The organism is Rothia nasimurium, assembly GCF_928392795.1.
In the GTDB taxonomy this organism is placed as follows: domain Bacteria; phylum Actinomycetota; class Actinomycetes; order Actinomycetales; family Micrococcaceae; genus Rothia; species Rothia nasimurium_F.
Genome location: NZ_CAKMTJ010000003.1, coordinates 107,942 through 129,287, shown reverse-complemented (window position 1 = coordinate 129,287; position 21,346 = coordinate 107,942). Strand labels below are relative to the sequence as shown.

23 protein-coding genes and 1 riboswitch are annotated in these 21,346 nt (G+C 60.2%); of the genes, 11 read left to right on the top strand and 12 right to left on the bottom strand.

What is annotated here, in order from left to right; all coding sequences use genetic code 11:
- Positions 1-41: 41 nt before the first annotated feature.
- The 3 genes from L6963_RS04670 to L6963_RS04660 form a co-directional block, all read right to left on the bottom strand.
- Positions 42-1,379 (bottom strand): deoxyguanosinetriphosphate triphosphohydrolase, encoded by a 1,338-nt coding sequence (locus L6963_RS04670; RefSeq protein WP_237206744.1) that lies wholly within the window; start codon positions 1,377-1,379, stop codon positions 42-44.
- 48 nt (positions 1,380-1,427) lie between these two features.
- On the bottom strand, positions 1,428-1,988 hold the full coding sequence (locus L6963_RS04665; protein WP_237206743.1) for a GNAT family N-acetyltransferase: 561 nt from the start codon (positions 1,986-1,988) through the stop codon (positions 1,428-1,430).
- 185 nt (positions 1,989-2,173) lie between these two features.
- Positions 2,174-2,536, bottom strand: coding sequence for a DUF6176 family protein (locus L6963_RS04660; RefSeq protein ID WP_237206742.1), 363 nt, complete (start codon positions 2,534-2,536; stop codon positions 2,174-2,176).
- Between the two features lie 213 nt (positions 2,537-2,749).
- On the opposite strand from L6963_RS04660, the gene L6963_RS04655 reads away from it, so the two are divergent.
- Entirely contained in the window at positions 2,750-3,169 is a 420-nt protein-coding gene (locus L6963_RS04655; RefSeq protein WP_237206741.1) for a hypothetical protein, read from the top strand.
- A gap of 22 nt (positions 3,170-3,191) precedes the next feature.
- On the opposite strand, the gene dusB is transcribed toward L6963_RS04655, so the two are convergent.
- Entirely contained in the window at positions 3,192-4,385 is a 1,194-nt protein-coding gene (gene dusB, locus L6963_RS04650; RefSeq protein ID WP_237206740.1) for a tRNA dihydrouridine synthase DusB, read from the bottom strand.
- A gap of 261 nt (positions 4,386-4,646) precedes the next feature.
- Between dusB and L6963_RS04645 the strand changes: the two genes are divergently transcribed.
- The gene (locus L6963_RS04645; protein ID WP_237198624.1) at positions 4,647-5,246 is read left to right on the top strand and encodes a DUF3887 domain-containing protein; all 600 of its coding nucleotides are present in this window, start codon (positions 4,647-4,649) and stop codon (positions 5,244-5,246) included.
- A 98-nt stretch (positions 5,247-5,344) separates the two neighbouring features.
- On the opposite strand, the gene L6963_RS04640 is transcribed toward L6963_RS04645, so the two are convergent.
- Positions 5,345-6,229, bottom strand: a complete 885-nt coding sequence (locus L6963_RS04640; RefSeq protein WP_237206739.1) for an SDR family oxidoreductase — start codon at positions 6,227-6,229, stop codon at positions 5,345-5,347.
- A 102-nt stretch (positions 6,230-6,331) separates the two neighbouring features.
- Complete coding sequence (locus L6963_RS04635; RefSeq protein WP_237206738.1) at positions 6,332-7,114, bottom strand: DUF2382 domain-containing protein; 783 nt, start codon at positions 7,112-7,114, stop codon at positions 6,332-6,334.
- A 430-nt stretch (positions 7,115-7,544) separates the two neighbouring features.
- Here L6963_RS04635 and L6963_RS04630 point away from each other — a divergent pair, with 430 nt between their 5' ends.
- Both L6963_RS04630 and L6963_RS04625 read left to right on the top strand, forming a co-directional pair.
- Positions 7,545-8,084: a DUF3887 domain-containing protein gene (locus L6963_RS04630; protein ID WP_237206737.1), complete on the top strand. Its 540-nt coding sequence runs from the start codon at positions 7,545-7,547 to the stop codon at positions 8,082-8,084.
- On the top strand, positions 8,056-8,439 hold the full coding sequence (locus L6963_RS04625; RefSeq protein WP_237206736.1) for a hypothetical protein: 384 nt from the start codon (positions 8,056-8,058) through the stop codon (positions 8,437-8,439). The genes L6963_RS04630 and L6963_RS04625 overlap by 29 nt, the downstream gene beginning before the upstream one ends.
- A 7-nt stretch (positions 8,440-8,446) precedes the next feature.
- On the opposite strand, the gene L6963_RS04620 is transcribed toward L6963_RS04625, so the two are convergent.
- Both L6963_RS04620 and L6963_RS04615 read right to left on the bottom strand, forming a co-directional pair.
- Positions 8,447-8,782, bottom strand: coding sequence for an MGMT family protein (locus L6963_RS04620; RefSeq protein WP_237206735.1), 336 nt, complete (start codon positions 8,780-8,782; stop codon positions 8,447-8,449).
- A gap of 6 nt (positions 8,783-8,788) precedes the next feature.
- A complete protein-coding gene (locus tag L6963_RS04615; RefSeq protein ID WP_237206734.1) occupies positions 8,789-9,763 on the bottom strand; it encodes a GNAT family N-acetyltransferase in 975 nt (324 codons plus the stop codon).
- 199 nt (positions 9,764-9,962) lie between these two features.
- On the opposite strand from L6963_RS04615, the gene L6963_RS04610 reads away from it, so the two are divergent.
- Positions 9,963-10,583, top strand: a complete 621-nt coding sequence (locus L6963_RS04610; RefSeq protein WP_237206733.1) for a GNAT family N-acetyltransferase — start codon at positions 9,963-9,965, stop codon at positions 10,581-10,583.
- Positions 10,584-10,734: 151 nt separating this feature from the next.
- Here L6963_RS04610 and L6963_RS04605 read toward each other — a convergent pair whose 3' ends face one another.
- Positions 10,735-12,117 carry a glycine--tRNA ligase gene (locus L6963_RS04605; protein WP_237206732.1) on the bottom strand — a complete coding sequence of 461 codons (1,383 nt, stop codon included), beginning with the start codon at positions 12,115-12,117 and terminating at the stop codon, positions 10,735-10,737.
- 140 nt (positions 12,118-12,257) lie between these two features.
- Here L6963_RS04605 and L6963_RS04600 point away from each other — a divergent pair, with 140 nt between their 5' ends.
- From L6963_RS04600 to L6963_RS04590, 3 genes are read left to right on the top strand one after another with little or no spacing between them, the layout of a single operon-like run.
- Positions 12,258-12,476 (top strand): RNA-binding S4 domain-containing protein, encoded by a 219-nt coding sequence (locus L6963_RS04600; RefSeq protein ID WP_237206731.1) that lies wholly within the window; start codon positions 12,258-12,260, stop codon positions 12,474-12,476.
- A gap of 39 nt (positions 12,477-12,515) precedes the next feature.
- Positions 12,516-12,749, top strand: a complete 234-nt coding sequence (locus L6963_RS04595) for a ribbon-helix-helix domain-containing protein (RefSeq protein WP_272878323.1) — start codon at positions 12,516-12,518, stop codon at positions 12,747-12,749.
- A 10-nt stretch (positions 12,750-12,759) separates the two neighbouring features.
- Entirely contained in the window at positions 12,760-13,074 is a 315-nt protein-coding gene (locus tag L6963_RS04590; RefSeq protein WP_272878324.1) for a type II toxin-antitoxin system PemK/MazF family toxin, read from the top strand.
- Between the two features lie 27 nt (positions 13,075-13,101).
- Here the strand turns inward: L6963_RS04590 and L6963_RS04585 are convergent, their stop codons facing one another.
- From L6963_RS04585 to L6963_RS04575, 3 genes are read right to left on the bottom strand one after another with little or no spacing between them, the layout of a single operon-like run.
- Positions 13,102-13,788: an alpha/beta hydrolase gene (locus tag L6963_RS04585; RefSeq protein WP_237206729.1), complete on the bottom strand. Its 687-nt coding sequence runs from the start codon at positions 13,786-13,788 to the stop codon at positions 13,102-13,104.
- A gap of 31 nt (positions 13,789-13,819) precedes the next feature.
- Complete coding sequence (metX, locus tag L6963_RS04580) at positions 13,820-15,046, bottom strand: homoserine O-acetyltransferase MetX (protein ID WP_237206728.1); 1,227 nt, start codon at positions 15,044-15,046, stop codon at positions 13,820-13,822.
- 14 nt (positions 15,047-15,060) lie between these two features.
- Complete coding sequence (locus tag L6963_RS04575; protein ID WP_237206727.1) at positions 15,061-16,407, bottom strand: O-acetylhomoserine aminocarboxypropyltransferase/cysteine synthase family protein; 1,347 nt, start codon at positions 16,405-16,407, stop codon at positions 15,061-15,063.
- A gap of 121 nt (positions 16,408-16,528) precedes the next feature.
- Positions 16,529-16,646, bottom strand: a riboswitch (SAM riboswitch).
- 138 nt (positions 16,647-16,784) lie between these two features.
- Here L6963_RS04575 and L6963_RS04570 point away from each other — a divergent pair.
- The 3 genes from L6963_RS04570 to L6963_RS04560 are packed head-to-tail and all read left to right on the top strand — an operon-like array spanning position 16,785 to position 20,915.
- Positions 16,785-18,968 (top strand): S9 family peptidase, encoded by a 2,184-nt coding sequence (locus tag L6963_RS04570; RefSeq protein ID WP_237206726.1) that lies wholly within the window; start codon positions 16,785-16,787, stop codon positions 18,966-18,968.
- A gap of 8 nt (positions 18,969-18,976) precedes the next feature.
- On the top strand, positions 18,977-20,014 hold the full coding sequence (locus tag L6963_RS04565; protein WP_237197362.1) for a hypothetical protein: 1,038 nt from the start codon (positions 18,977-18,979) through the stop codon (positions 20,012-20,014).
- Between the two features lie 4 nt (positions 20,015-20,018).
- Positions 20,019-20,915, top strand: a complete 897-nt coding sequence (locus tag L6963_RS04560; RefSeq protein WP_237197364.1) for a hypothetical protein — start codon at positions 20,019-20,021, stop codon at positions 20,913-20,915.
- Positions 20,916-21,346: the final 431 nt, after the last annotated feature.

Sequence of the window (21,346 nt, the reverse complement as noted above, 5' to 3'; positions counted from 1 at the left end):
GTTCAATTTTAGTCCGGGCCGTCAAGCCGGTGGGTTTTGGCTTACCACAGCGGTTTGTCACCAACCGCCCAGTGGGTTCCTGTGATTCGTTTGAAGAGGGCGACCGCGGAGCGGTCGGTCAGGCAGGCGACCTGGTCAATTACCAGTCGCAGACGGGCGGTATCGTCATTGCGCCCCAGCTCCTGTAGGTCGGCGGCAAAGACCGGGTCGAGGTAGTTGGGGTTATCAAAGAGGGCGTGCACCAGGAATTCAAGGATCTCCTGCTGGTTCCCCTCTGTTGTCTGCGCGGCTGCCGCATCGCGGGGAGCCATCACAAATGCCGTGGCGATGCCCTTGAGCACGGCGATTTCGTGCTCAGTTTCTTCAGGCACCACCAGCTGGGCCTGGTAGCGGGTAAGCGGTTCGTCCCCGTAGACATCGCGGGTTGCCAGCATGGCGCTGGCAGCAAAACGCCCAATGAGTTTAGAGGTAAGGGCCTTGAACGCCGCCATGGACGAGCGGGTCCCCGTCATATTGGGCACCCAGCGGTTGAGGTTCTCTAAGCGGGTTAGGGCTTTGTCGAGGGTGGCGTCCTCGACCCCGGGCAGGTACCAGAGGCGGGTTTTGTCGAAAACCTGCTGGCGGGCGTCCGCGTTTTTCAGCTCGTCGAGCTGCACGTGCCCGCCGAAGACGGCGTCCTCGACGTCGTGCACGGAGTAAGAGATGTCGTCGGCAAGGTCCATAACCTGGGCTTCGATGCACTTTTGAGTCGGTGCGGCACCGGCTTCAGCGGCCCCGGCGCGGAGCCATTCGAAGACGGGCAGATCATCGGTGTAGATGCCAAATTTGCGGTTGGGCTTGCCATCGGTTCGGGCGGGGGCGTTGGTGCGGGTCCAGGGGTACTTGCAGGTTGCGTCCAAGGACGCCCGGGTCAGGTTCAGCCCGGCAGAACCGCCGTCGTGCCTAATCACCTTGGGTTCAAGGCGGGTGAGCAGGCGCAGGGTCTGGGCGTTGCCCTCAAAACCACCGGCGTCCGCCGCTAGCCGGTCGAGGGCGGTTTCACCGTTGTGCCCAAAGGGCGGGTGGCCGAGGTCGTGGGAGAGGCAGGCGGTATCGACCACATCGGGGTCGCAGCCCAGCATGCGCCCCAGCTCGCGGCCAATCTGGGCAACTTCGAGGGAGTGGGTCAGGCGGGTACGCACGAAGTCGTCGGTATCGGGGTCAACCACCTGGGTTTTGGCACCGAGACGGCGCAGAGCCGCGGAATGCAACACACGGGCCCGGTCGCGTTCAAAGGGCGAGCGGTAGACAAACTTGTGGTGTTCGGGAACCCAGCGTTCGGCGTCCGCTGCGCTATAGCCGGGGGTGGGGGCCTGTTCGGGGGTGAAGGTGCTGCTCATGGATCTCGTCTTTTCTCTACCGGTTCAATCTAGGCCTGGGATTCCAGTTTAGAGGTCATCGCCCTGGTCGAGGCCGTATTCGGCGGGCCAGGTAACCTCGCCTGAGATAGGCGGGTAGTCGGGGGTGAGGTTAACGAGCTGCAGGGCTTCTGCCAGGGCAGCCGGCTCAATACCGTCGATGACTGCGCGCACCCCGTGGCGGGCTGCCACCTCGAACCCAAAACGGCTGTAGTAGGCGGGCTCTCCGAGCACCAGCAGGCTGGTGGGTGCATTGCTGACCTGGGCGGACGCCCGGGCGCGGGTGAGGGCTTCACCGGCTAGGGCGGTGCCCACTCCCCTGCCCTGGTAATCAGGGTGGACGGCCAGGGGCGCGAGCGCATAGGCAGGCCAGGACCCCACCCAGCAGCGGCTGATGAGAATGTAGCCGACGAGAGCACCGGTGACGGTGTCGCGGGCTGTGAGGGAGATTCCCGGTTCCCAGGCGTTGTGGTTGCCGCGCAGGGCTTCCACCAGATCAGCCTCATAGCTGGTATCAAAAGCTGCCAGGAGTAAATTGCGGATCTCTGCGGTATCGGCCGGGGTTTCAGGGATCAGGGTGTGGGTGTGCATGTTTTTAAGTCTAGAGGGTGCACCCAGCTCAGTGGGGCGGACGCCGCCCCCCGTTCTTCCTGCCCAGAGGCAGGGAAGCGGGGTGCAGCGTCCGCCCACCCCTACCCTTCACGAACTCAGTGCCCACAAGAATCGCGCAGGGCCCACGAGCGTCGTGGGCCCTGCGCGATTCTGATAAGCACTGTTTACTGGGGCAGCGGCTTCATAGATGCCAGGACGCGGTCAGGCAGCATGTGCACGCGCGGCGACAGATCTTGGGGCGGGTACGTAGGATCGATACATTCACGCCAGTACTCGACGTGTTTTTCGTCCAACCAGTGCTCAGACTCAGTAACCTTCTGTTCTAAGCCGGCCTCCCCACGCACCGAATACCAGTACAGGTAATCGGTTCCATCGATTGTTTCAGCAAAGATTGTCTCAACATACATGTGCTCAGGCTCTAGTGTTTCCTTGACAGCCTCCATGTTCTGATTGAGGAAAAGCATCCACTCATCGACCTTATGTCGCTTGCCCGGTTTTACCCGAAATCGGGTCAGTTCAATCTGCATACCATGATTCTATCCAGTGTGTTCTTAGCTCCAGGGCTATCTCTTCATCCGCGAGTGTACGTTATACCGTTCCCTCCGCCAGGCACTTAGCGCCCACAAGAATCGCGCAGCGCCCACGTCGCTTGTGGGCCCTGCGCGATTCTGGTAAGCACTCAATGTAACCTATGGTTTGTCTGGTTTGCGCCCCCCTACTGGAAGGTACAGTCGTCTTCTATGAGCGAGAAGTACGTACCCAACTACGGCGATTTGGAGCGTTTTCAGTATGAAAGGCTGATCCGCACCAAGTCCAGGGCCTACCAGATGGCTTGCTGGCAGGGCTACCTGGGCACCCACGAGTTCTTTCTGGGCAACACTCTCAAAGGCTGGGCGACGCTCCTTCTCACTATGGCGGCCGCTAGCCTACTCGTCTACGAGTGGATACTCGGGCTTCTCCTACTGATCCTTGTTATCTGCCTCAATATCACGGCGGTACGGGCCATCGCCGCATCAGACCCAGCCAGCGACATCTACGGCGAAGAGTGCGGAGCTGTCTTTCATAGCCTCCACATGGTGAGTTCTTTCTCCATCATGTGGGACATGAACCTGTGGAAAGGCAAAACTCCCACCGACCCTCCGCCGCCCGACATGGACTAGCCGGGCCCGGCCGTCCGCTCCCCTAGCCGCCGCTGATATCCAGCTCGGCGTCCACCAAGCCCAGGCGCTCGGCGTCCCCCAGGACGCGGGAGTTCAGCCAGCCGTCGGGCAGGTGGGGCTTCTTGGGGTTGCCAGCACGTCCGCGAGGGCCCTCAACAGCGGCACCGGGGTAGCCGATGGAGTGGTCCAGCTCGGCTAGGTACTCGCGGAAGGCCTCAAGGGTGGGCACGGTAGACATCTTGGCGCGCAGCTTACCGCCCACCGGGTAGCCGTGGAAGTACCAGGCCACATGCTTGCGGATCTCACGTAGGCCGCGGGTCTCGTCACCAAAGGTCTCTACCAGCAGCTCAGCGTGGCGGTAAATCATATCGGCTACCTCAGACACACTGGGGCGGTGGCGCTCTTCAGACCCTTCAAAGGCGTTTTGCAGGTCGCCAAAGAGCCAGGGGCGGCCCTGGCAACCGCGGCCGACCACGATGCCGTCCACGCCGGTCTGCTCGACCATGGCGATGGCGTCCTCGGCGGAGAAAATGTCGCCGTTGCCGAGAATCAGCACGTCGGGGATTGCCTCGCGCAGGCGGGCAATGGAGTCCCAGTCGGCCTTGCCGGAGTAGTGCTGGGCGGCGGTGCGGCCGTGCAGGGCAATCGCCGCAACACCCGCGTCACGAGCGATTTTGGCTGATTCCAGGTAGGTCAGGTGGTCCTCGTCAATGCCCTTACGCATCTTGATAGTCAGGGGCACGTCCCCGCGGGATGCCTCGCGCACGGCGGTCTGGACGATAGCGGTAAAGAGGTCGGTCTTCCAGGGCAGGGCTGAGCCGCCACCCAGCTTAGTCACCTTGGGCACGGGGCAACCGAAGTTCAGGTCAATATGGTCGGCGCGGTCTTCTTCGACCACCATACGGATTGCCTTACCCACGTTGACGGCGTCCACCCCGTAAATCTGAATGGAGCGGATCTTTTCGTCGCCGTCATGGTCAATAATGCGCAGGGACTCGGGGTTGCGCTCCACCAGGGACCGCGCTGTGACCATCTCGGTCACGTACAGTCCGCCACCGTAGTCGCGGCAGAGCCGGCGGAAGGCTTTATTGGTTACGCCTGCCATGGGCGCCAGCACCACGGGGGTATCAACGGTCAGCTTGCCCAGTTGCAGGGGCGGCAGTTTAAGCTGCGGCGCGGCGCTGGTTTCTGCGGGGGTGTCAGTTGAAAGAGTCACTGAGCTATTTTCGCACACTTGAACTGACGCGGTCAGCGGGGCACCTCACAGTACCAGCTTTGATGCAAGGAGGAAAAGGACGCGCCCCCCACCAAGCTGGAGTTAGAAGGTTGTTCGGGGCGTACTCCGTCGTCCACAGCTTCCATCTAGCCGCCATTATGTGCTAACGAAATAAAACCTTTACATACCCACACAAATCTGAGTATCATTAAAACGTGGAACCGAAATAAAACCTTGACGACTTCACATCTAGGAGACTCCATGGAAAATCTGCCAACCCAACTCGAGAACATAGCTCTAGCCCAGGAGGCCGCTCAGGACTCTGAACACTATCTCAACCACTGTGTTGCCGTCGCTAAAAAGGATGGTTACTCCTGGGGTGAGATTGGCTCAGTGTTAGGGATTAGCCGCCAGGCAGCAGCTCAGAAATACTCAAAAATAGTTCAGGAGATCGCGCCCATGCAATTCTCAGAAGCAACCCAGGCCCACCTCAATAACACCGCAAAATCTGTTCTTTATCGCGTTTCAGAACAAGACTGGGAGAAGGTGCACAGCTACTTCTCTTTCACCGCCAAACGAGGTCTCGGTAAGAAAAAGCTTGCCGAGGTTTGGCAAGAAGTGTTGAACGGCTGCGGCGAGTTCCAGCGCGTTGGTTCCATCAACCTACACGCCCCGAGCCCTCACGAATTCAAAGTTTTCTCGGCAACCGTCAAAATCCCGAACAGCTCAATCTTCGCAATCGCAGACTTCACACTAGAGCATACAGACGGTAAACCCGTCGGTCAGATTGCTTTCAATTCCAGTAGGAAGGTCATCGGTTTCCTCATCTATTTGAATGACTCAGCTGAATTGCCCTGGTAGAAACCCTCCGCATAAGCCTTCACCAAAAGCCTGCCCCTGGTTCAGAGACCTTAGAGACCTCTGAGCCAGGGGCAGGTTTCGCACTGTTGTTTTGCAACCTACGGGGTAGGACGCCCGCCGGTGAGGCCCAGGGTCTCGCCTGAGACATAGCTGGCTTCGTCTGAGGCCAGGAATACGTAGGCACCCGCAATTTCAGCCGGCTGACCAGCACGGCCCAGCGGGGTATCCTGGCCGAACTGAGTCAGCTTCTCCATCGGCTGACCATAGCTGGGCTGCAACGGAGTCCAGAAGGGGCCGGGTGCTACCGAGTTCACGCGGATACCGCGCGGCGTTAGCGCCTGGGCTAGCCCCTTGCTGAAATTGTTCTGGGCTGCCTTGGTCAGGGCGTAGTCCAGCAGGGTTTCGCTGGGCTCGTAGGCCTGAATTGAGGAAGTGAAGATGATGGAGGAACCTGCCTGAAGGTGCGGTAGCGCGGCCTTGGTGACCCGGTAGGACGAGTAGACGTTAGCTTTCATGGTGGTATCGAAGTCTTCGTCTGAGAGGTCTTCGAGCTTTTCGTGCCACACCTGACGGCTGGCGTTATTGACGAGAATATCGAGCCCGCCGAAGGCTTCAACGGTTTTTTCAACAATCAGCTGGCACTGCTCTAGTTCCCGTAGGTCACCGGGTAGAGCCAGGGCTCGCACTCCAGCTTTTTCGATTTGTTCAATGATGGTGCGCGCATCGGGTTCTTCTTCGGGAAGGTAGGCAATGGCAACGTCAGCACCCTCGCGGGCGTAGGCGATGGCGACGGCAGCTCCCAGACCCGAGTCACCGCCGGTGATGAGGGCACGGCGGCCCTTGAGGCGCCCTGTCCCCCGGTAGCTGTCGATGCCGAGGTCGGCTTTGGGGGTCATTTCAGCGTCAAGACCAGGTTCGGGCTGGGTCTGTTCGGGTGGTGCGATGACGGGGTATTTACTGCGGGGATCTACGAGATGAGTCATTGTTCTTCCGTGAGTTGTGAGGGTAAACAGAGGGCCCCGGGTGGTTCATTCCCGGGGCCCTTCATGAGGCTGTGGTTCAGCGCTAGAGGCTTAGAGCGAGGCTTACTTGTTGTCGCCTTCTACAACGATTTCTTCCTTGCGGACGTCTGCTGAGACGCGCTCGGTGTCGGTGCGTACTTCCTTGCCAACTGAGACGCGCTCGGTGGCTACGGTTTCGGTGGAGACAACGGGGCGCTCTTCGTGGGCGGTGACGGTAACGTCTGCCTGTGCCTCGGCGGAGTCGAAGTCGTAGTTTTCTACAACTTCGCCGTCCTTGAGGTTGGTGCGCTCAACAACGATTTCTTCCTTGCGGACGGGCACCTCGACGGTTTCGGTTTCGGTGCGGACGACCTTGCGCAGGCGGACCTGGCCGGTCTGGGTTGCGCTGGTGGCGGTGCCAACGTTCAGGCGCTCTTCGTGGGCAACGACGTCGCCGTTCTCGGCAGTTGCGGTGGCCTGAGCTGCGTGGGCATCGGCGGCAGGACGCTCGGTGTTAGCTACACCGGCAGTTGCGGTACCTGCGGTTGCGGTGCCTGCGGTGAGTGAGTAGTACTCGTAGAGGCGCTGCTCTTCAGCGGGTGAAAGTTCGCCGTCTTCGGCGATGTTGGGGGCGTCCTTGACGAATTCCTTGGTGTAGGGAACGTGGATTTCTTCGCCTGCGTAGCGGGCCTTGTCCACGGGGATGAAGGATTCGTTGGTGCCGAAGAAACCGGTGTTGACGGTAACGAAGGTGGGTTCACCGGTCTGGGCGTCGAGGTAGAGCTCGCCTACCTTGCCAATCTTTTCACCGTCGGTGCCGAATACGGTGCTGTTGCGCAGGGTTTCGATGGTTTCGTTGGTAGCCATGAGCTATTGCCTTTCTTTGCGACTCTCAGTACGAGGTGTTGCGCCAGCCGAGCTCTCCCGATGAGTGCTATCAGTAGGCTGAGCAACTGGTAATAACCTTACATACTTTCAGCAGGCTGAGCAACTACTAAGCGAACTTTTTAAGAAAAAAGACAAAATTTCACCCTGAGGTGAATAATAGAGCACGACTAGGCATGCCAATCAACAACATGCCTAGTCATGTCATTTTTGACAGATAAAGCAAGAAAGTAACAGGGGGTTAGTTTTAAAGTAAATATTTTCCACATACACGCCCCCAGCATAGGCAACACTTCAAATCCAATCGGTGAATCGTCAAAACCTCTTGACAGGCACCCAAGAACAATCACATACTTGTGATACGTCAAGATTGCTTGACGCACCTAAGGAAGCGTCTAAGAAAGGAGGCTCCGTGCAGTCCAACGATCCGCGCATTACCGCCGTCCGCACCGCTAACGAGCAGGTTAGCCTGGCAACCCGTGCGCTTGAGGACGCCGTGCAGGCCGCTCGCGCAGGCGGCGCCACCTGGCAGCTCATCGGCTCGGCTATCGGAGTGACTAAGCAGGCTGCTGCCCAGCGCTTTTCAGAAACTGTCTACAACGCCCGGTCTCTCTCGCAGATTCAGGTGGAACTGGAACAAGTCACCGAGGCCCTCTTTGCCGCACTTGCCCATGAAGACATTGAGCATGTACACAGCCACATGACCTACACCACCGCCCGGTTACTGTCTAAACGCAAGATTCTGAAAACCTGGCAGCAGGTGCTTGAGGCAAATGGCCCCTTTGTCGAAGTCAAGAAAACGGTAGTGGAGCAGGCAGGATCCGGCTTTACCCTCACATACCGGCTGCGCCACGAACGTGGAGAGCCGGTTGGCCAACTCTCTTTCAACTCAGCCCGCAAAGTAACAGGATTGGTGATCTTCAATGACGACTCGACGCCCCTCCCCTGGTAACAGCATCTACGCACCCCTCATCATGGTGGGACTGTGGGGTCTCCACGGTTGTATCACCTGGTACCTCAGCCGAGAACTAGCTATCACCTTGTGGGCGATTGGCCTCGTGGCTGTTGGTACGGTGCTCACTCAGTGGTTCCTGCGCCCCAGGGGAAGCCGCACGATGGTATGGCGACCGGGACTCTTTGCCTGGGCGCTTACTATTACCTGGGTTCTCTGGGCAATTTTCAATATCTTTTGGGATATGCAAGCTCAGAACGCTGCAATCTGGCCGTTGATCGGGTACATCGGTTCAAGCAGTAGCGCCCGGGAGGCTTCAGCTCAGAGGCGCAAAGCCCGCGACATCGGCGTCTAGCTCCTGCTTATCCCTCCCCCAGCTCAGCTAACCGCGGGGCAGAGAGACGAGCCAGGGCGTCCGCGTCCATACGGGCAGCGCCCAGAGCGACCCGGCCGTCCACTCGTAGCGGGGTGCCCTCGTCCTGCCAATGGGAGTACGCCTGCTCTAGGTGCCCCGGTATCTCACCGCGGGCATTGCACACCCGCCACCAAGGAACATTCGATCCCCAGGTCGCCAACACGCGCCCTACCAGCCGGGGAGACTCACCAGCTACGGCGCCGACGTCCCCGTAGGTAGCAACCTGCCCGGCAGGCACGCACTCAACCACGCGCAAGATTCTCTCTACACGCGTATCGTCCACGGGCCTTTAACCGTCAACCAGTACCAGAGACTCGCTGGTCACGGTGGCGACCCCCATCTTCAGCAACTGGTCAATCAGCACGGCTAGATCCTCCATAGAGTCATCGACCTCGATCTGCACAGCGTAGGAGCCGGTCAGCACCGAGAGCAGCTGCATAATAGCTTCACGGGCGCCGGGGTGGCCCACCCGGTAGCCGATGGTAATTTCGGTGGCGTCATCTTCAGAGACCGGCATCTGGCCAGCGTCTACCTCGATGGGGCGGTAGCTCACAGCAAAGGCGATAATGTCGCCCTTCTTCCCGTTTGCCTGGGCGCGCAGCACATCGTCGCGCAGCACGACGGCACCCAGGGCTTCAGCTTCGTCGGAGAGGAAAAGACGGTTAATGCGGCCTATGGGGAGGTCGGCGGGTTCATCCCAGGTGTGCACGGCCCGGTAGAAGTCCCAGAAGCGCTGGGTAAGTTCGACAGACCCGGTGGCCAGGTCCTCGATGGCCTGAGTGATGCGTTCAGATTCGTCCTGGCGCAAGGGCACGGACGGCACCGCCCCGGCTTCGATACGCACCATGCGCGAGCGCTGGGCGACCGCGAAGCCGCGAGCAGAGGCAAAGTCGAGGCCGGTGGACGCCGGTTCCACCTTGGCGCGCAGAGCTACGGTGCCGCTGGGGGCTGAGGAGGCGGCGTCCTTCAGGGCCTGTAGGAGCAGGCTGCCGAGGCCTGCACGGCGGTGTTCGGGGGCTACTTCGATGTAGGACCAGAGGCGGTTGGGGTGCAGGTCAGTCTCGTAGACGGTGCCTGCGGCCACGGGCACGCCCTGGTGCTCGGCGACTAGGGTGCGGGAGAAGCGGCTATCGGAGCCGGGCCCGAAGGACGAGCGGAAGGCGGCTACCTGCCGGTTTTCGGCATCGTGCCAGTATTCGAGCAGGGCTAGGGTGTCGCCCTCTCGCCAGGGGCGTAGGGTGTAGGTATTCTCGGCGGTGCTCACGGTGGTGCCTTTCGGGTAGCCGGTGGGGTGTACCCATCTACTTTAGCGCCCCTGCCTAAGTTGCGGGCGTCCGCTGCGGGGAAGATCTGAACGCTGAGCGTGGTGAACCGGCAGAGCGGCACCTTGATTTCACCGACCTGTTACCGGCTAGACTTTAAGGGCTTAAAGTTTATTTGACTCTATTGTTTAGCGTGGTGTTATGACTTCTCCCCTTGCCCACAAGCCCACCCTCGTAGGTTCCCGCATTGAGCTGCGCCCCTTCGACGCCGATGCCATTGACGCCATGATCGGTATTCTGCAGGAACCCGACGTGCTGATTAAGACCGGCACCGTTCACTCCCGCTCAACAGAGACCCACCCCTTCAACGAGACTAAGACCCGTGAGTGGTACTCCCGCCGCAACGAGAAGAAGAACCGCCTCGACTTGGCGATTTATGCGCTGGACCAGCAGAAGTACGTGGGCGAGGTTGCCTTCAACGAGTACGACCCCGATAACGGCTCGGTCAACTACCGTATTGCAATTGGTCGGGCTGGCCAGAATAAGGGCTACGGCACTGAGGCGACGAAGCTCATGGTCGATTACGCTTTTGAGAAGCTGGATCTGCACCGGATTGAGCTTGAGGTGCTGGACTTCAACGAACGGGCCAAGCACGTCTACACTTCCTGCGGGTTTGTGCCCGAAGGACGCCGCCGCGAGGCTTTCCTGATTGACGGCGAGTACCACGATGCGGTGATCAAGTCGGTGTTGCGCAGTGACTGGGAGGCTGCCCGATCGGCATCGGGCCACTTGACCCTGGATTTGAAGAGGGTAGAAATCTAGCGCCGAAGGTGCTGGAGGTATAAGAAAAGGACGGACGTGCGGAGAGCCTGCTGGCTCGGGGCTGGCGTGAATTGGGGTGAGCGCCCCAGCGCGAGCCCCAAGAGGGTCAGCAGGCGAACGCGCGTCCGTCCTTTTATGTACCTATAGATACCTACTTAGTCAGCTTGGCTGCCAGGTAGGCGGTGACCTGATCCAGGGAGACGCGTTCCTGGGTCATGGTGTCGCGTTCGCGGATGGTGACGGCCTGGTCTTCGAGGGTGTCGAAGTCGACGGTGATGCAGAAGGGGGTGCCGATTTCGTCCTGGCGGCGGTAGCGGCGGCCGATGGCGCCGGCGTCGTCGTAGTCGATGTTCCAGTTGCGGCGGAGTTCGTCGGCCAGGTTCTTGGCGGTGGGGACGAGGTCTTCCTTCTTGGACAGGGGCAGGACGGCTGCCTTGACGGGGGCCAGGCGCGGGTCGAGCTTGAGCACGGTGCGCTTGTCGACGCCGCCCTTGGTGTTGGGGGCTTCGTCTTCGACGTAGGAGTCGACGAGGAAGGCCATCATGGAGCGGGTTAGGCCGAAGGAGGGCTCGATGACGTAGGGTACGTAGCGTTCGCCGGTGCCCTGGTCGAAGTATTCGAGCTTGGCGTTGGAGTGTTCGTTGTGGACGCCGAGGTCGTAGTTGGTGCGGTTGGCGACGCCCATGAGTTCGCCCCATTCGGAGCCGGTAAAGCCGAAGCGGTATTCGAGGTCCATGGTACCTGCGGAGTAGTGGGCACGGTCGTCTTCGGGCACGTCAAACTTGCGCATATTGTCGGGGTTGATGCCGAGGTCTACGAACCAGTTCCAGCAGTCTTCAATCCACTGGTCGTAGTACTTGGGGGCGTCGTCGGGGTGCACGAAGTATTCGATTTCCATCTGTTCGAACTCGCGGGTTCGGAAGATGAAGTTGCCGGGGGTGATTTCGTTGCGGAAGGCCTTGCCGATCTGGCCGATGCCGAAGGGCGGACGCTTGCGGGCGGCGGTGACGACGTTGTTGAAGTTGACGAAGATGCCCTGGGCGGTTTCGGGGCGCATGTAGTGCAGGCCCTCTTCGTTGTCGACGGGGCCGAGGTAGGTTTTCATGAGGCCGGAGAAGTTTTGGGGTTCGGTCCACTGGCCCTTGGTGCCGCACTTGGGGCAGACGATGTCGTCCATGCCGTTTTCGGGGGCGCGGCCCTTCTTCGCTTCGAAGGCCTCGATGAGGTGGTCCTGGCGGTGGCGGGAGTGGCAGGAGAGGCATTCAACGAGGGGGTCGGTGAAGGTTGCGACGTGGCCTGAGGCCTCCCAGACTGCCTTGGGCAGGATGATGGAGGAGTCGAGGCCGACCATGTCTTCGCGGCCGCGTACGAAGGTCTGCCACCACTGCTGGCGGATGTTTTCTTTGAGTTCGGCACCGAGCGGGCCGTAGTCCCATGCTGAGCGGGATCCTCCGTAGATTTCACCTGCCTGGAAGACGAATCCGCGGCGCTTGGCCAGTGAAATAACGTTGTCGAGTTTGGACTTCGGTGCCATGGTTTTTGGTTTCTCCTATGAGCCTGCGCCACCGGTTGTGGCGTGCTTGGATGTAAAAAGAAAGTGGGCCGGGTGGCGCACTCGTCTTTAAGCCTACCGTACGTAGGGGTGCGAGTGTTGGCGCGGGTAGAGTGGTGGGTATGAGTATTGAGTCTGTTTTTATTCGTGATGAGATGATTCGCCTGGGCCAGTTTTTGAAGTTGGCGAATCTGGTGGAGAACGGGGTGCATGCCCGTGAGGTGATTCAGGACGGCCTGGTGAAGGTGAACGGTGAGATTTGTGAGCAGCGCGGACGTCAGCTGCACGCTGGCGATACTGTTGAGCTGAACGGCGTGACCGTGCAGGTGGAGGTTGAATAACCTCTAGCCAAGCGAATCCCATATTGGTATTCTCGGGATATGACAGTTCAGATTGCAGTCCGTTTACCCGATGATTTAGTGGCCTTTCTTGATCATGAGGTTGAGGAAGGCCAGGCTAGAAGCCGCGCTGAGATTGTTGCTGAGGCGCTTGAGCATGAGAGGCGACGCCGGGCGGCTTTAGTTGATGCAGCTATTCTGGCTTCTCTGGGCCCAGAGGATGACCTGGACGAGTTAGTGGACTGGGCCAGCAGCACGCCTTCGTCTCAGCAGTAGGCGTTGAATCGTGCGCGAAATTTGTTTAGTCCATCTCGATAAGACAAGGCCAGCGGTCATTTTGACGCGCGAGCCTACGCGGTTTGCGATGACTAAGGTGACCATCGCCCCTATCACCTCAACGATCAAGGGGCTATCGAGCGAGGTCTTACTAGGGCCTGCTAACGGTCTTGACCGTGAGTGCGCTATCTCTGTGGATAACATCCTGACGGTCCGTCAGGACACCCTAGGGCGGACGATTGGTTACCTCACGGAGCCTCAGGAAAAACAGCTCGCCCAGGCAATTATTTTCGCGTTTGATCTGCGGGCTCCCCTAGCCCGTTAAAGGCGAGCCCGCAGTCCTTACACATCATTATTCAGCAAGTACTTTCTCATTGAGGAATGCTGAGATATGGGTGAGTTCTGCTGCTGCGACCCCGTGCCCGATGTTGGGGTAGGTCTGGGCGGTGAGAGCGGTGTGGCCGGCTACCCACTCCTGGGTGTAGGCAATTTTGTCGGGGGTGATGATGGGGTCGGCTTCGTCGCGGCCCCAGAAGAGCGGTAGGGGCTCGTCCGCTAGCTGGGCGTCCTTGAAGTAGTGCTCTCCCCCGGCCACGGCGTAGCCGGAGAGCCCAACCACAGCCTTGATGAGGTCGGGGCGGGCGCGGGCTACCGAGGTGGCAAGGGCCATGCCCTGAGAGAAGCCCAGCAGGGTCACGCTGTCGTAGTCGGCGGCAATAGGTTCGAGCCAGCCCAGCAGATAGTCGACAGCCAGTTCGATGGCGGTAAAGCCGACGGTTTCTAGTTGCTGGTTGAGGGGCCACCACTGGTATCCCATGGCGGGGCTCTCGATGTAGGCGGAGTCGGCGTCGGCCGGTAGCGGGTAGCCGACGGGCTGGGGCGCGCGGACGGACGCGTAGGTCACCTTCTCGCTCGGCAGGTAGGGGGTGAGCCCCAGCAGGTCGCGTTCGTGGGAGCCGTAGCCGTGCAGAAGGACAACCAGGTGGGTGCCCCGGCGAAAGGGTTCTGCCTTTGAATATTCAACAGTGTACTGGTTCATAACCCCCAACTTACCACCGGCAGAGCCAGCCTTAGGCCACTGCCCACAGGTGCTTGCGCTCCCGCGGTTTTGCTTCGTCGGCGGCGTCCTGGGTTTCGATGCTGGTGGCGAGGATTCTTTCGAGCTGTTCGTGTTCGATGAGGAAGCCGTCGTGGCCGCAGGGTGAGTGGATGACGGCTGGCTCTACGGGGTTGGGCAGGGAGGCTGCCAGGATGTGGGAGTCGGAGGGGAAGAAGAGGCGGTCGGAGTCGACGTAGGCGATGGTCCAGTTGCAGGTGGTGCGGGCGAGGGCTTTTTCGAGGCCGCCGCGGTCGCGCCCAAGGTCGTGGGAGAGCAGGGCTTCATTGATAGCCAGGTAGGAGTTGGCGTCGAAGCGGTTGGTGAGTTTGGTGCCGTGGTGGTCCAGGTAGTTTTCGACCTGGTAGCGGCCGCGTTCTGTGGAAACGGGGTGCAGGACGTTGTGGCCGTCTTGGGCGTCGCGGCCGAAGCGGAAGTGGAGTTCAGCGGCGGAGCGGTAGGTGGTGTGGGCGATGCGGCGGGCCAGGGCCAGGCCGGTGACGGGGCCGGGGCCGGGGTAGTAGTCGCCGCCAGCGAAGGCGGGGTCTTGGCGGATCGCCAGGTTTTGCATGTGGCCCCAGGCGATTTGTTCGGCGGTGGCGGCGGGGCCGGAGGCGATGACAGCGCAGGAGCGGACGAGCTCGGGGTAGGTGACGGCCCATTCGGCAGCGCGGGCACCGCCGAGGGAGCCGCCGATGACGTGGTGGAGGGAGGTAACGCCGAGCTGGTCGAGCAGGCGTTTTTCAGCGCGGACGCCGTCGCGGATGGTAACGAGGGGGAAGCGGGAGCCCCAGGGTTTTTGTTCGGGGTCGATACTGGCCGGGGCGGGTGAGGCTGGGCCGGTGGTGCCGTAGCAGCCGCCGAGCATGTTGGGTGAAATGACGAAGTATTTGTCGGTATCGATGACGCGGCCGGGGCCGACGGCAGTGGGCCACCAACCGGCGGCTTCGGCGTAGGCGCGGTCTTGCTCGCTAGCGTCCGCCCCTACCCGCCCTGCCGAGACGTGGGTGTCTCCGGTCAGGGCGTGCAGGATCAAAATGGCGTTGTCGCCCGCCTCGTTGAGGGTTCCCCAGGTTTCGTAGCCGATGGTGACGTCGGGCAGCACTGCCCCTGATTCAAGGGTCAGATCGCCGACTTTGGCGTAGGTGAGGACGCCGTCGGTACGGTTGGGAGTGGTCTCAGCGGGGCGGGCGGTCGTCATTGGGCTACCTTTCCTTAGCGGATAGCGGTGAAACCGAGTTCGAGGTCGGCGAGGATGTCGTCGATGTGTTCGATACCTACCGAGAGGCGGATGAAGGCGGGGTTGATGCCGATAGCTTCAAGCTCTTCGGTGGTGGACTGGCTGTGAGTGGTGGACGCCGGGTGTACGGCCAGGGAGCGCACGTCACCGATGTTGACCAGCAGGGAGTGGAGGGAGAGAGAGTCCACGAATTTCTGGGCGGTTTCGGCATCGGCGTCCTTGAGGGTGAAGCCGAGGACGGCGCCAGCCCCCTTGGGCAGGTACTTTTGAGCCAGTTCGTAGTAGGGGGAATCGGGCAGGCCGGAGTAGGTGACCGATTCGACCTGGGGGTGGTCTTTGAGGAACTGGGCGACTTTGAGGGCGTTCTCTACGTGGCGTTCTACGCGCAGGGAGAGGGTTTCAAGGCCGATGGCGATGTTGAAGGCGTTGGTCGGTGAGATGGATGAGCCGAGGTCGCGCAGTAGGGATACGCGGGCTTTGAGGATGTAGGAGAGGTTGACTCCGAAGGCACCGTCCGCGCCGAGGTCGCGGGCGTAGACCAGGCCGTGGTAGCTTTCGTCGGGCTGGTTGAAGAGGGGGTACTTGTCGGGGTAGGCGCCGTAGTCGAAGTTACCGGAGTCTACGATGACGCCGCCGACCGAGGTGCCGTGGCCGCCCAGGTATTTGGTGGCTGAGTGGATGACCACGTCAGCACCGTGCTTGATGGGGTTGAGCAGGTAGGGGGTGGCGATGGTGTTATCGACGATGAGGGGCACACCGACCTCGTGGGCTACACCCGAGATAGCTTCGATGTCGAGGACGTCGCCGCGGGGGTTGGGTAGGGTTTCTGCGTAGAAGGCCTTGGTGTTCTCGCGGGCTGCTGCTCGCCAGGACTCGGGGTCGGCAGGGTCGTCAACGAAAGTGGTTTCGATGCCCAGGTTCTTGAGGGTGTACTTGAGCAGGTTGAAGCTGCCGCCGTAGAGGGAGGGGGATGCAACGATGTGGTCCCCGGCCCCAGCGATGTTCAGGATGGCGAAGGTTGAGGCTGCCTGGCCGCTGGCGAGCAGCAGGGCACCGACGCCGCCTTCGAGGGCAGCGATACGGTTTTCAACGGCTTCCTGGGTGGGGTTGTTGATGCGGGAGTAGATGGGGCCCAGCTCTGAGAGGGCGAAGCGGCCTGCTGCCTGGGCGGAGTCCTTGAAGACAAAGGACGTGGTCTGGTAGATGGGTAGGGCGCGGGCGCCGGTTGCCGCATCGGGTTCCTGGCCTGCGTGGATCTGCTGGGTTTCGAACTTCCAGCCGGTGGGGTTTGAGGGGGTGGGAACGGTGTTCTCGGTGGTCATGCGGTTACTCCTTAATGAAGGTTTGTCTCAGTGTTTAGTTGAAACGGGCCGCATGCCGTATCTTCCGCCCGGGTAAGGAGGAAAAGAATCTGATGCCCTCACAGAAGATAGAGGCACATCGGTCCCGCGCTTGCGTACCTGGTTCTCGGTGGGTACGCCAGGTCATCACCCAGGGCACCCCACCGCGAGTGGAGGGTTGCCGACCAGCTAGCTGGGGCTTAGCGCTGGTTCTCTTGACCTGTCTCTAGTCTGGCTGGCCCACCCGCGGACCGTCAAGAAAAGGCTCTAAAGTTTCAGCATGTGTCCTTGTATTGCGTACGTTACGTTCTATGAGCGTCATTTAGAATGGTGGGAAGCGAGTTTTTACGAAAGGGCTGATGATGTCTCTGACTCCTCCTCTTGCCAAGCGTGTACCCGTTGAGCGCACCCATCACGGTGATACTTTTGTTGATCACTATGAGTGGTTGCGCGATAAGGAAAGCACCGAGGTTCTAGAGCATCTACGCGCTGAGAACGCCTTTACCGAGGCGGTCACAGAAGACCAGCAGCCCCTTCGGGACGCTATTTTTGAAGAGATTAAGGGGCGCACCCAGCTCACCGATATGTCGGTGCCCTCGCGCCGCGGGGCCTGGTGGTACTTTAACCGCACGGTTGCCGGTGAGCAGTACCCGGTCATGTGCCGCGTCCCCGCCCTCACAGAGGGCAGCGTTGAAGAGCGCTACCAGCCGCCGGTCGTCCGCCCCGGTGAGCCGCTTGACGGCGAGCAGGTCGTGCTGGACTGCAACGAGTTTGCCCGCGACATGGCTTTTTTCTCCCTGGGTTCCTTCCAGGTCACCCGCGACGGCTCCCTGCTGACCTTCGGTGTTGATGACTCGGGCGACGAGCGCTACACCCAGTACTTCAAGAACCTTGACACCGGTGAGATTCTGGAGGAAAAGATTGAGGACGTCTTCGCTGGCGCCTTCTTTGCCTCCGGCGCTAAGCACCTGATCTACTCGGTAGCCGATGAGTCCTGGCGCCCCTATGAGGTGCGCGCCCACGCTATCGGCACCAGTTCGTCTGAAGATTTTGCCCTCTACCGCGAGGACGACAACGGGCTCTGGCTGGGAGCCGGCATGTCGTCCTCCCGCACCCACGTGGTCATTACCTCTTCAAACTCCGAGTATTCAGAGACCCGTATTATTAACATCCACGAGCTGGGCCAGCTAGAGCCCACCCTCATTATGAAGCGGGACGCCGGTATCGAGTACTCCACCGACGTCATCGATGTGGAGGGCACCGGCTACCTGGTCATCGGCCACAACCACGAGGCCCCCAACGGTGAAATCGTGCTGGCCCCCCTGCGGGAAGAATATGTACCCTTTGCCGACTTCAAGGCCAGCTGGATTCCCCTGGTGCCCCACCGCGAGGACGTCCGCCTAGAGGGTTTCAAGTTCTCCCGCAACCATCTGGTGCTCATGGCCCGCGAGAGCACCACCGTTAAGGTATTCGTTGCCCCGCGTACCGCTCTCGCTGAGCAGGCAGCTTCTGCCCACCCCCAGGGTATTGACCTCTACGAGCCCGGCGGATTCACCGAAGAGCTCTACACGTCAGCCTTCTCCGGTGTGAACATCATGTCCCCGGTTATCCGCCTGAACTACACCTCCTACCTCACCCCCAGCAGCGTCTACGACTACTTCCCCGATACCGACGACCTCGTGCTACGCCGCCGCACCCCCGTCATCGGCTACGAGCCCGAGAACTACACCGCCTACCGCATGTGGGCACCGGCAGCGGACGGAGCCATGATTCCGCTCTCCGTCATGCACCGCGCCGACCTCGATAAGGCCCAGGAAAACCCCGTGATTCAGTACGGCTACGGGTCCTATGAGTCCTCCATGGACCCCTATTTCTCCACCGCCCGCCTCAGCGTGCTGGACCGCGGCGTTATCTTCGTCGTTGCCCACATCCGCGGTGGCGGCGAAATGGGCCGCGCCTGGTACACCGAGGGCAAGAAGCTAGCCAAGAAAAACACCTTCACCGACTTCATCGACGCCACCGACTTCCTAGCCTCCCAGGCATGGGTGGACGCTGCCCGTATCGGTATCATGGGTGGATCAGCCGGCGGCCTGCTCATGGGCGCCGTCGTCAACATGGCCCCCGAAAAATACGCGGCCTGCCTGGCCCAGGTGCCCTTCGTGGACGCCCTCACCACCATTCTCGACCCCAACCTGCCCCTCTCAGCCCTGGAATGGGAAGAATGGGGCAACCCCATCACCGACAAGGAGGTCTACGACTACATGAAGTCCTACACCCCCTACGAAAACATCCGCCCCGTCAAGTACCCGGCCATCGCAGCTGTTACCTCCCTCAACGACACCCGCGTCTTCTACGTCGAACCGGCTAAGTGGGTAGCAGCCCTGCGCGAAACCATCGACCCGGCCTCCCCCACTCCCCTGCTCAAAATTGAGATGGACGGCGGCCACGGTGGCGGCTCAGGCCGCTACACCGCCTGGCGCGAAATTGCCTGGGACTACTCCTTCCTGCTCACCCACCTGGGTGCCACTAGCGTCACGGAGTAAACCCGCTCATGCCCCCGTCCGCTGATCTAGTAGATCTCACCCCGCGCGTCCCCCACGAAATCTTGCTCTCCCTGCTGAATAAGCCGCCCTACCGGGAAAAGTGGATGCGGCACGTGCAAAGACGCCGGGGTAACTCCATCAACCAACGAGCCGTAGCCACCTTCATCGCCTACGAGCTTTCTGACTACCTCGACCAGGACATCGACCCGGCCACCATCAAAGACCGGGTCTCGCGCGCCCTCAACGGTGAAGCGATTTCGGACGCCACCGCCCACATGTTCATCACGGCCTTCGAGTTCACCTCAGCCGAAGCCAGAGAACTGCAGCGGGCCCTCTCAGCCCACAGTCTCAGCCGCAAGCTCGCCCAGCGGGCAGAGACCCTCACCAGCGCCGAACGCACCATCGACACCCGCAACTACACCTCCCTATCCACCCTGATGGACGGCCACGTCGACCGTTTCGGGTTCATGCGCCACTTCGTCGTCACCGAGATTATCCGCTCTGAGGTTGATGAGCTCACCCTCATCTCTCCGCGCTTCGAGTCCACGGATTCTACCGCCACCCTTGTTGAAGGTGGCGAACTCATCTCTATGAACGAGCATGAACGCGCCCATATCCATCACGAGGAAAACACCATGTGGCAGCTAGCTATTAGGACGCCCTACCCTATTCGCTACGGACAGGTGCACCAGATCCGCTACCGGATCGACCTCAATATCGAACCCATGCTCCGTAAACGAGAGAAGTTCAACTACGCTTCTCTAGGGCCTTTTACGCCGGCCCGCTTCAACACCAGCTTGGCCCTTACCTTCGATGCCCCACCCACCAATATGCACCAGAAAATCTGGTCCCAAGCCATGCGCGATGAAAACCTGCTCGAAGTGATAGAGCTTCCCGCTCAGCTCCGCTACTCTATGAGCTTCCCCATCGCCGAAGACACTGTCTTCGCCTACTTTTGGGAATCAGACCATGATGGAGCCGTCCGCCACTACCACGGGGGCACCTCCGTGCATCCTTCCTCTCTCGACTCCTCGAACTCCCACTAAAACCATGTCTTCTCCTTCCGGCACCGATTCCACGACCCACCTGGTGAGCTCCCTGCTTCGTTCAGAACTCCTTGAACCCTACGTCCGCGATGTGTGGGAACGCTACGTCCACCACGAAAAACTGGGCGAGGCCAACCCGTTCTCTATCAGGGCTATCGCCCGCGCTATGAGTGCCCACCAACATACGGTCTACGGCTTAGAAATCCCACCCCACAAGTACAAAGACCGGGTGCGTCGAGCCATTACCGGCGAACACATCAGTAGCGAAACCATTGATCTCTTGAGCGAGACCTTCGGCTTCGATGAGCGAACCCGTAAGACCCTGCACAAGGCAGCCACCCAGGGGTTCGATGACTCAGAAACCGTACAGTTCCTCCGCACTAACCCCCAGGTACTAACCTCAAGCTGCTACCTGGATATTCAGCTTGACCCGACTGACCCCGGTGTCTTTACCCTCCACGCCACCTACACCCTGCTCAGCCTCGAATCAGGCTGCTCGGCCTTCGTCTTCTCCCTGCCCCAGGGGCAAGAGCTCATCTGCGACAACCGGCACTTTTCCGTATCGCGCGTCAGCGAAGACCAGGAATGGGTCTTCACCCCCACCAGCTTCATCCAACCCCTACAAACCTTTATGCTGCGGTTCAATGTCCGCGGTACAGTCCAACCACAGGCAGACGGCAGCTACCAGCTCCTTTTGCCCTTCACCCACCGCAGCTATTCCGCCGCTATCAAACTGACTACTGCAGGAAAACCCTTAGCCGTCCGCTTCACCGAGCAAACCGATGCCAACGCTTCAAATGCCACTATTACCTGTGTCGGAGAAGTAACCGATTATCTCTCCCATTTCTACCCCAGTATTAAAGACACCCGCCTTACCCTGAGCTGGTCGGCTGCTACCTAGATTCCTACCACGCCCAATATCTAGGTCCCCTGATCGCTCTGCGATATAAGTGAGACGTGGGAGAACATAACCTAAACATGTAAGGTTTGGTGGATGTGGTAACCACCTTCCCTTACACTCGATAACCCTAACCGGTGCTAGAGGTTCAGAGCTTCTGACAAAAGGACATCCCGCCCCTGGTGCATGTTTTCGCTCCTAGTTTCCCCCCTCTGTACTAGTGCACAACCTCCCACCGCGTTATATCGAGAAAAGCTAGATAGCCTCAGTGCGATTTTTGCTATCTAGCGCCGCGGCCGATTTGTTTCCCTAGTGCATCGGCCGCTCACCGGGTAGAGCTCTTATCCCCAGAGCCCTACCCGCGGTGCAAAGTAATAAGGCGCCCCTCTTTCCCAGAGCGGGCGCCTTCTTTGTACCGTCCTCCTTCAGTACCT

Bases quoted from the DNA above. Each gene is read 5' to 3' on its own strand.
- L6963_RS04670 (WP_237206744.1), bottom strand. From the start codon at position 1,379: ATGAGCAGCACCTTCACCCCCGAACAGGCCCCCACCCCCGGCTATAGC.
- L6963_RS04665 (WP_237206743.1), bottom strand. From the start codon at position 1,988: ATGCACACCCACACCCTGATCCCTGAAACCCCGGCCGATACCGCAGAG.
- L6963_RS04660 (WP_237206742.1), bottom strand. From the start codon at position 2,536: ATGCAGATTGAACTGACCCGATTTCGGGTAAAACCGGGCAAGCGACAT.
- L6963_RS04655 (WP_237206741.1), top strand. From the start codon at position 2,750: ATGAGCGAGAAGTACGTACCCAACTACGGCGATTTGGAGCGTTTTCAG.
- L6963_RS04645 (WP_237198624.1), top strand. From the start codon at position 4,647: ATGGAAAATCTGCCAACCCAACTCGAGAACATAGCTCTAGCCCAGGAG.
- L6963_RS04640 (WP_237206739.1), bottom strand. From the start codon at position 6,229: ATGACTCATCTCGTAGATCCCCGCAGTAAATACCCCGTCATCGCACCA.
- L6963_RS04635 (WP_237206738.1), bottom strand. From the start codon at position 7,114: ATGGCTACCAACGAAACCATCGAAACCCTGCGCAACAGCACCGTATTC.
- L6963_RS04625 (WP_237206736.1), top strand. From the start codon at position 8,056: ATGACGACTCGACGCCCCTCCCCTGGTAACAGCATCTACGCACCCCTC.
- L6963_RS04610 (WP_237206733.1), top strand. From the start codon at position 9,963: ATGACTTCTCCCCTTGCCCACAAGCCCACCCTCGTAGGTTCCCGCATT.
- L6963_RS04605 (WP_237206732.1), bottom strand. From the start codon at position 12,117: ATGGCACCGAAGTCCAAACTCGACAACGTTATTTCACTGGCCAAGCGC.
- L6963_RS04600 (WP_237206731.1), top strand. From the start codon at position 12,258: ATGAGTATTGAGTCTGTTTTTATTCGTGATGAGATGATTCGCCTGGGC.
- L6963_RS04595 (WP_272878323.1), top strand. From the start codon at position 12,516: ATGACAGTTCAGATTGCAGTCCGTTTACCCGATGATTTAGTGGCCTTT.
- L6963_RS04585 (WP_237206729.1), bottom strand. From the start codon at position 13,788: ATGAACCAGTACACTGTTGAATATTCAAAGGCAGAACCCTTTCGCCGG.
- metX (WP_237206728.1), bottom strand. From the start codon at position 15,046: ATGACGACCGCCCGCCCCGCTGAGACCACTCCCAACCGTACCGACGGC.
- L6963_RS04575 (WP_237206727.1), bottom strand. From the start codon at position 16,407: ATGACCACCGAGAACACCGTTCCCACCCCCTCAAACCCCACCGGCTGG.
- L6963_RS04570 (WP_237206726.1), top strand. From the start codon at position 16,785: ATGATGTCTCTGACTCCTCCTCTTGCCAAGCGTGTACCCGTTGAGCGC.
- L6963_RS04565 (WP_237197362.1), top strand. From the start codon at position 18,977: ATGCCCCCGTCCGCTGATCTAGTAGATCTCACCCCGCGCGTCCCCCAC.
- L6963_RS04560 (WP_237197364.1), top strand. From the start codon at position 20,019: ATGTCTTCTCCTTCCGGCACCGATTCCACGACCCACCTGGTGAGCTCC.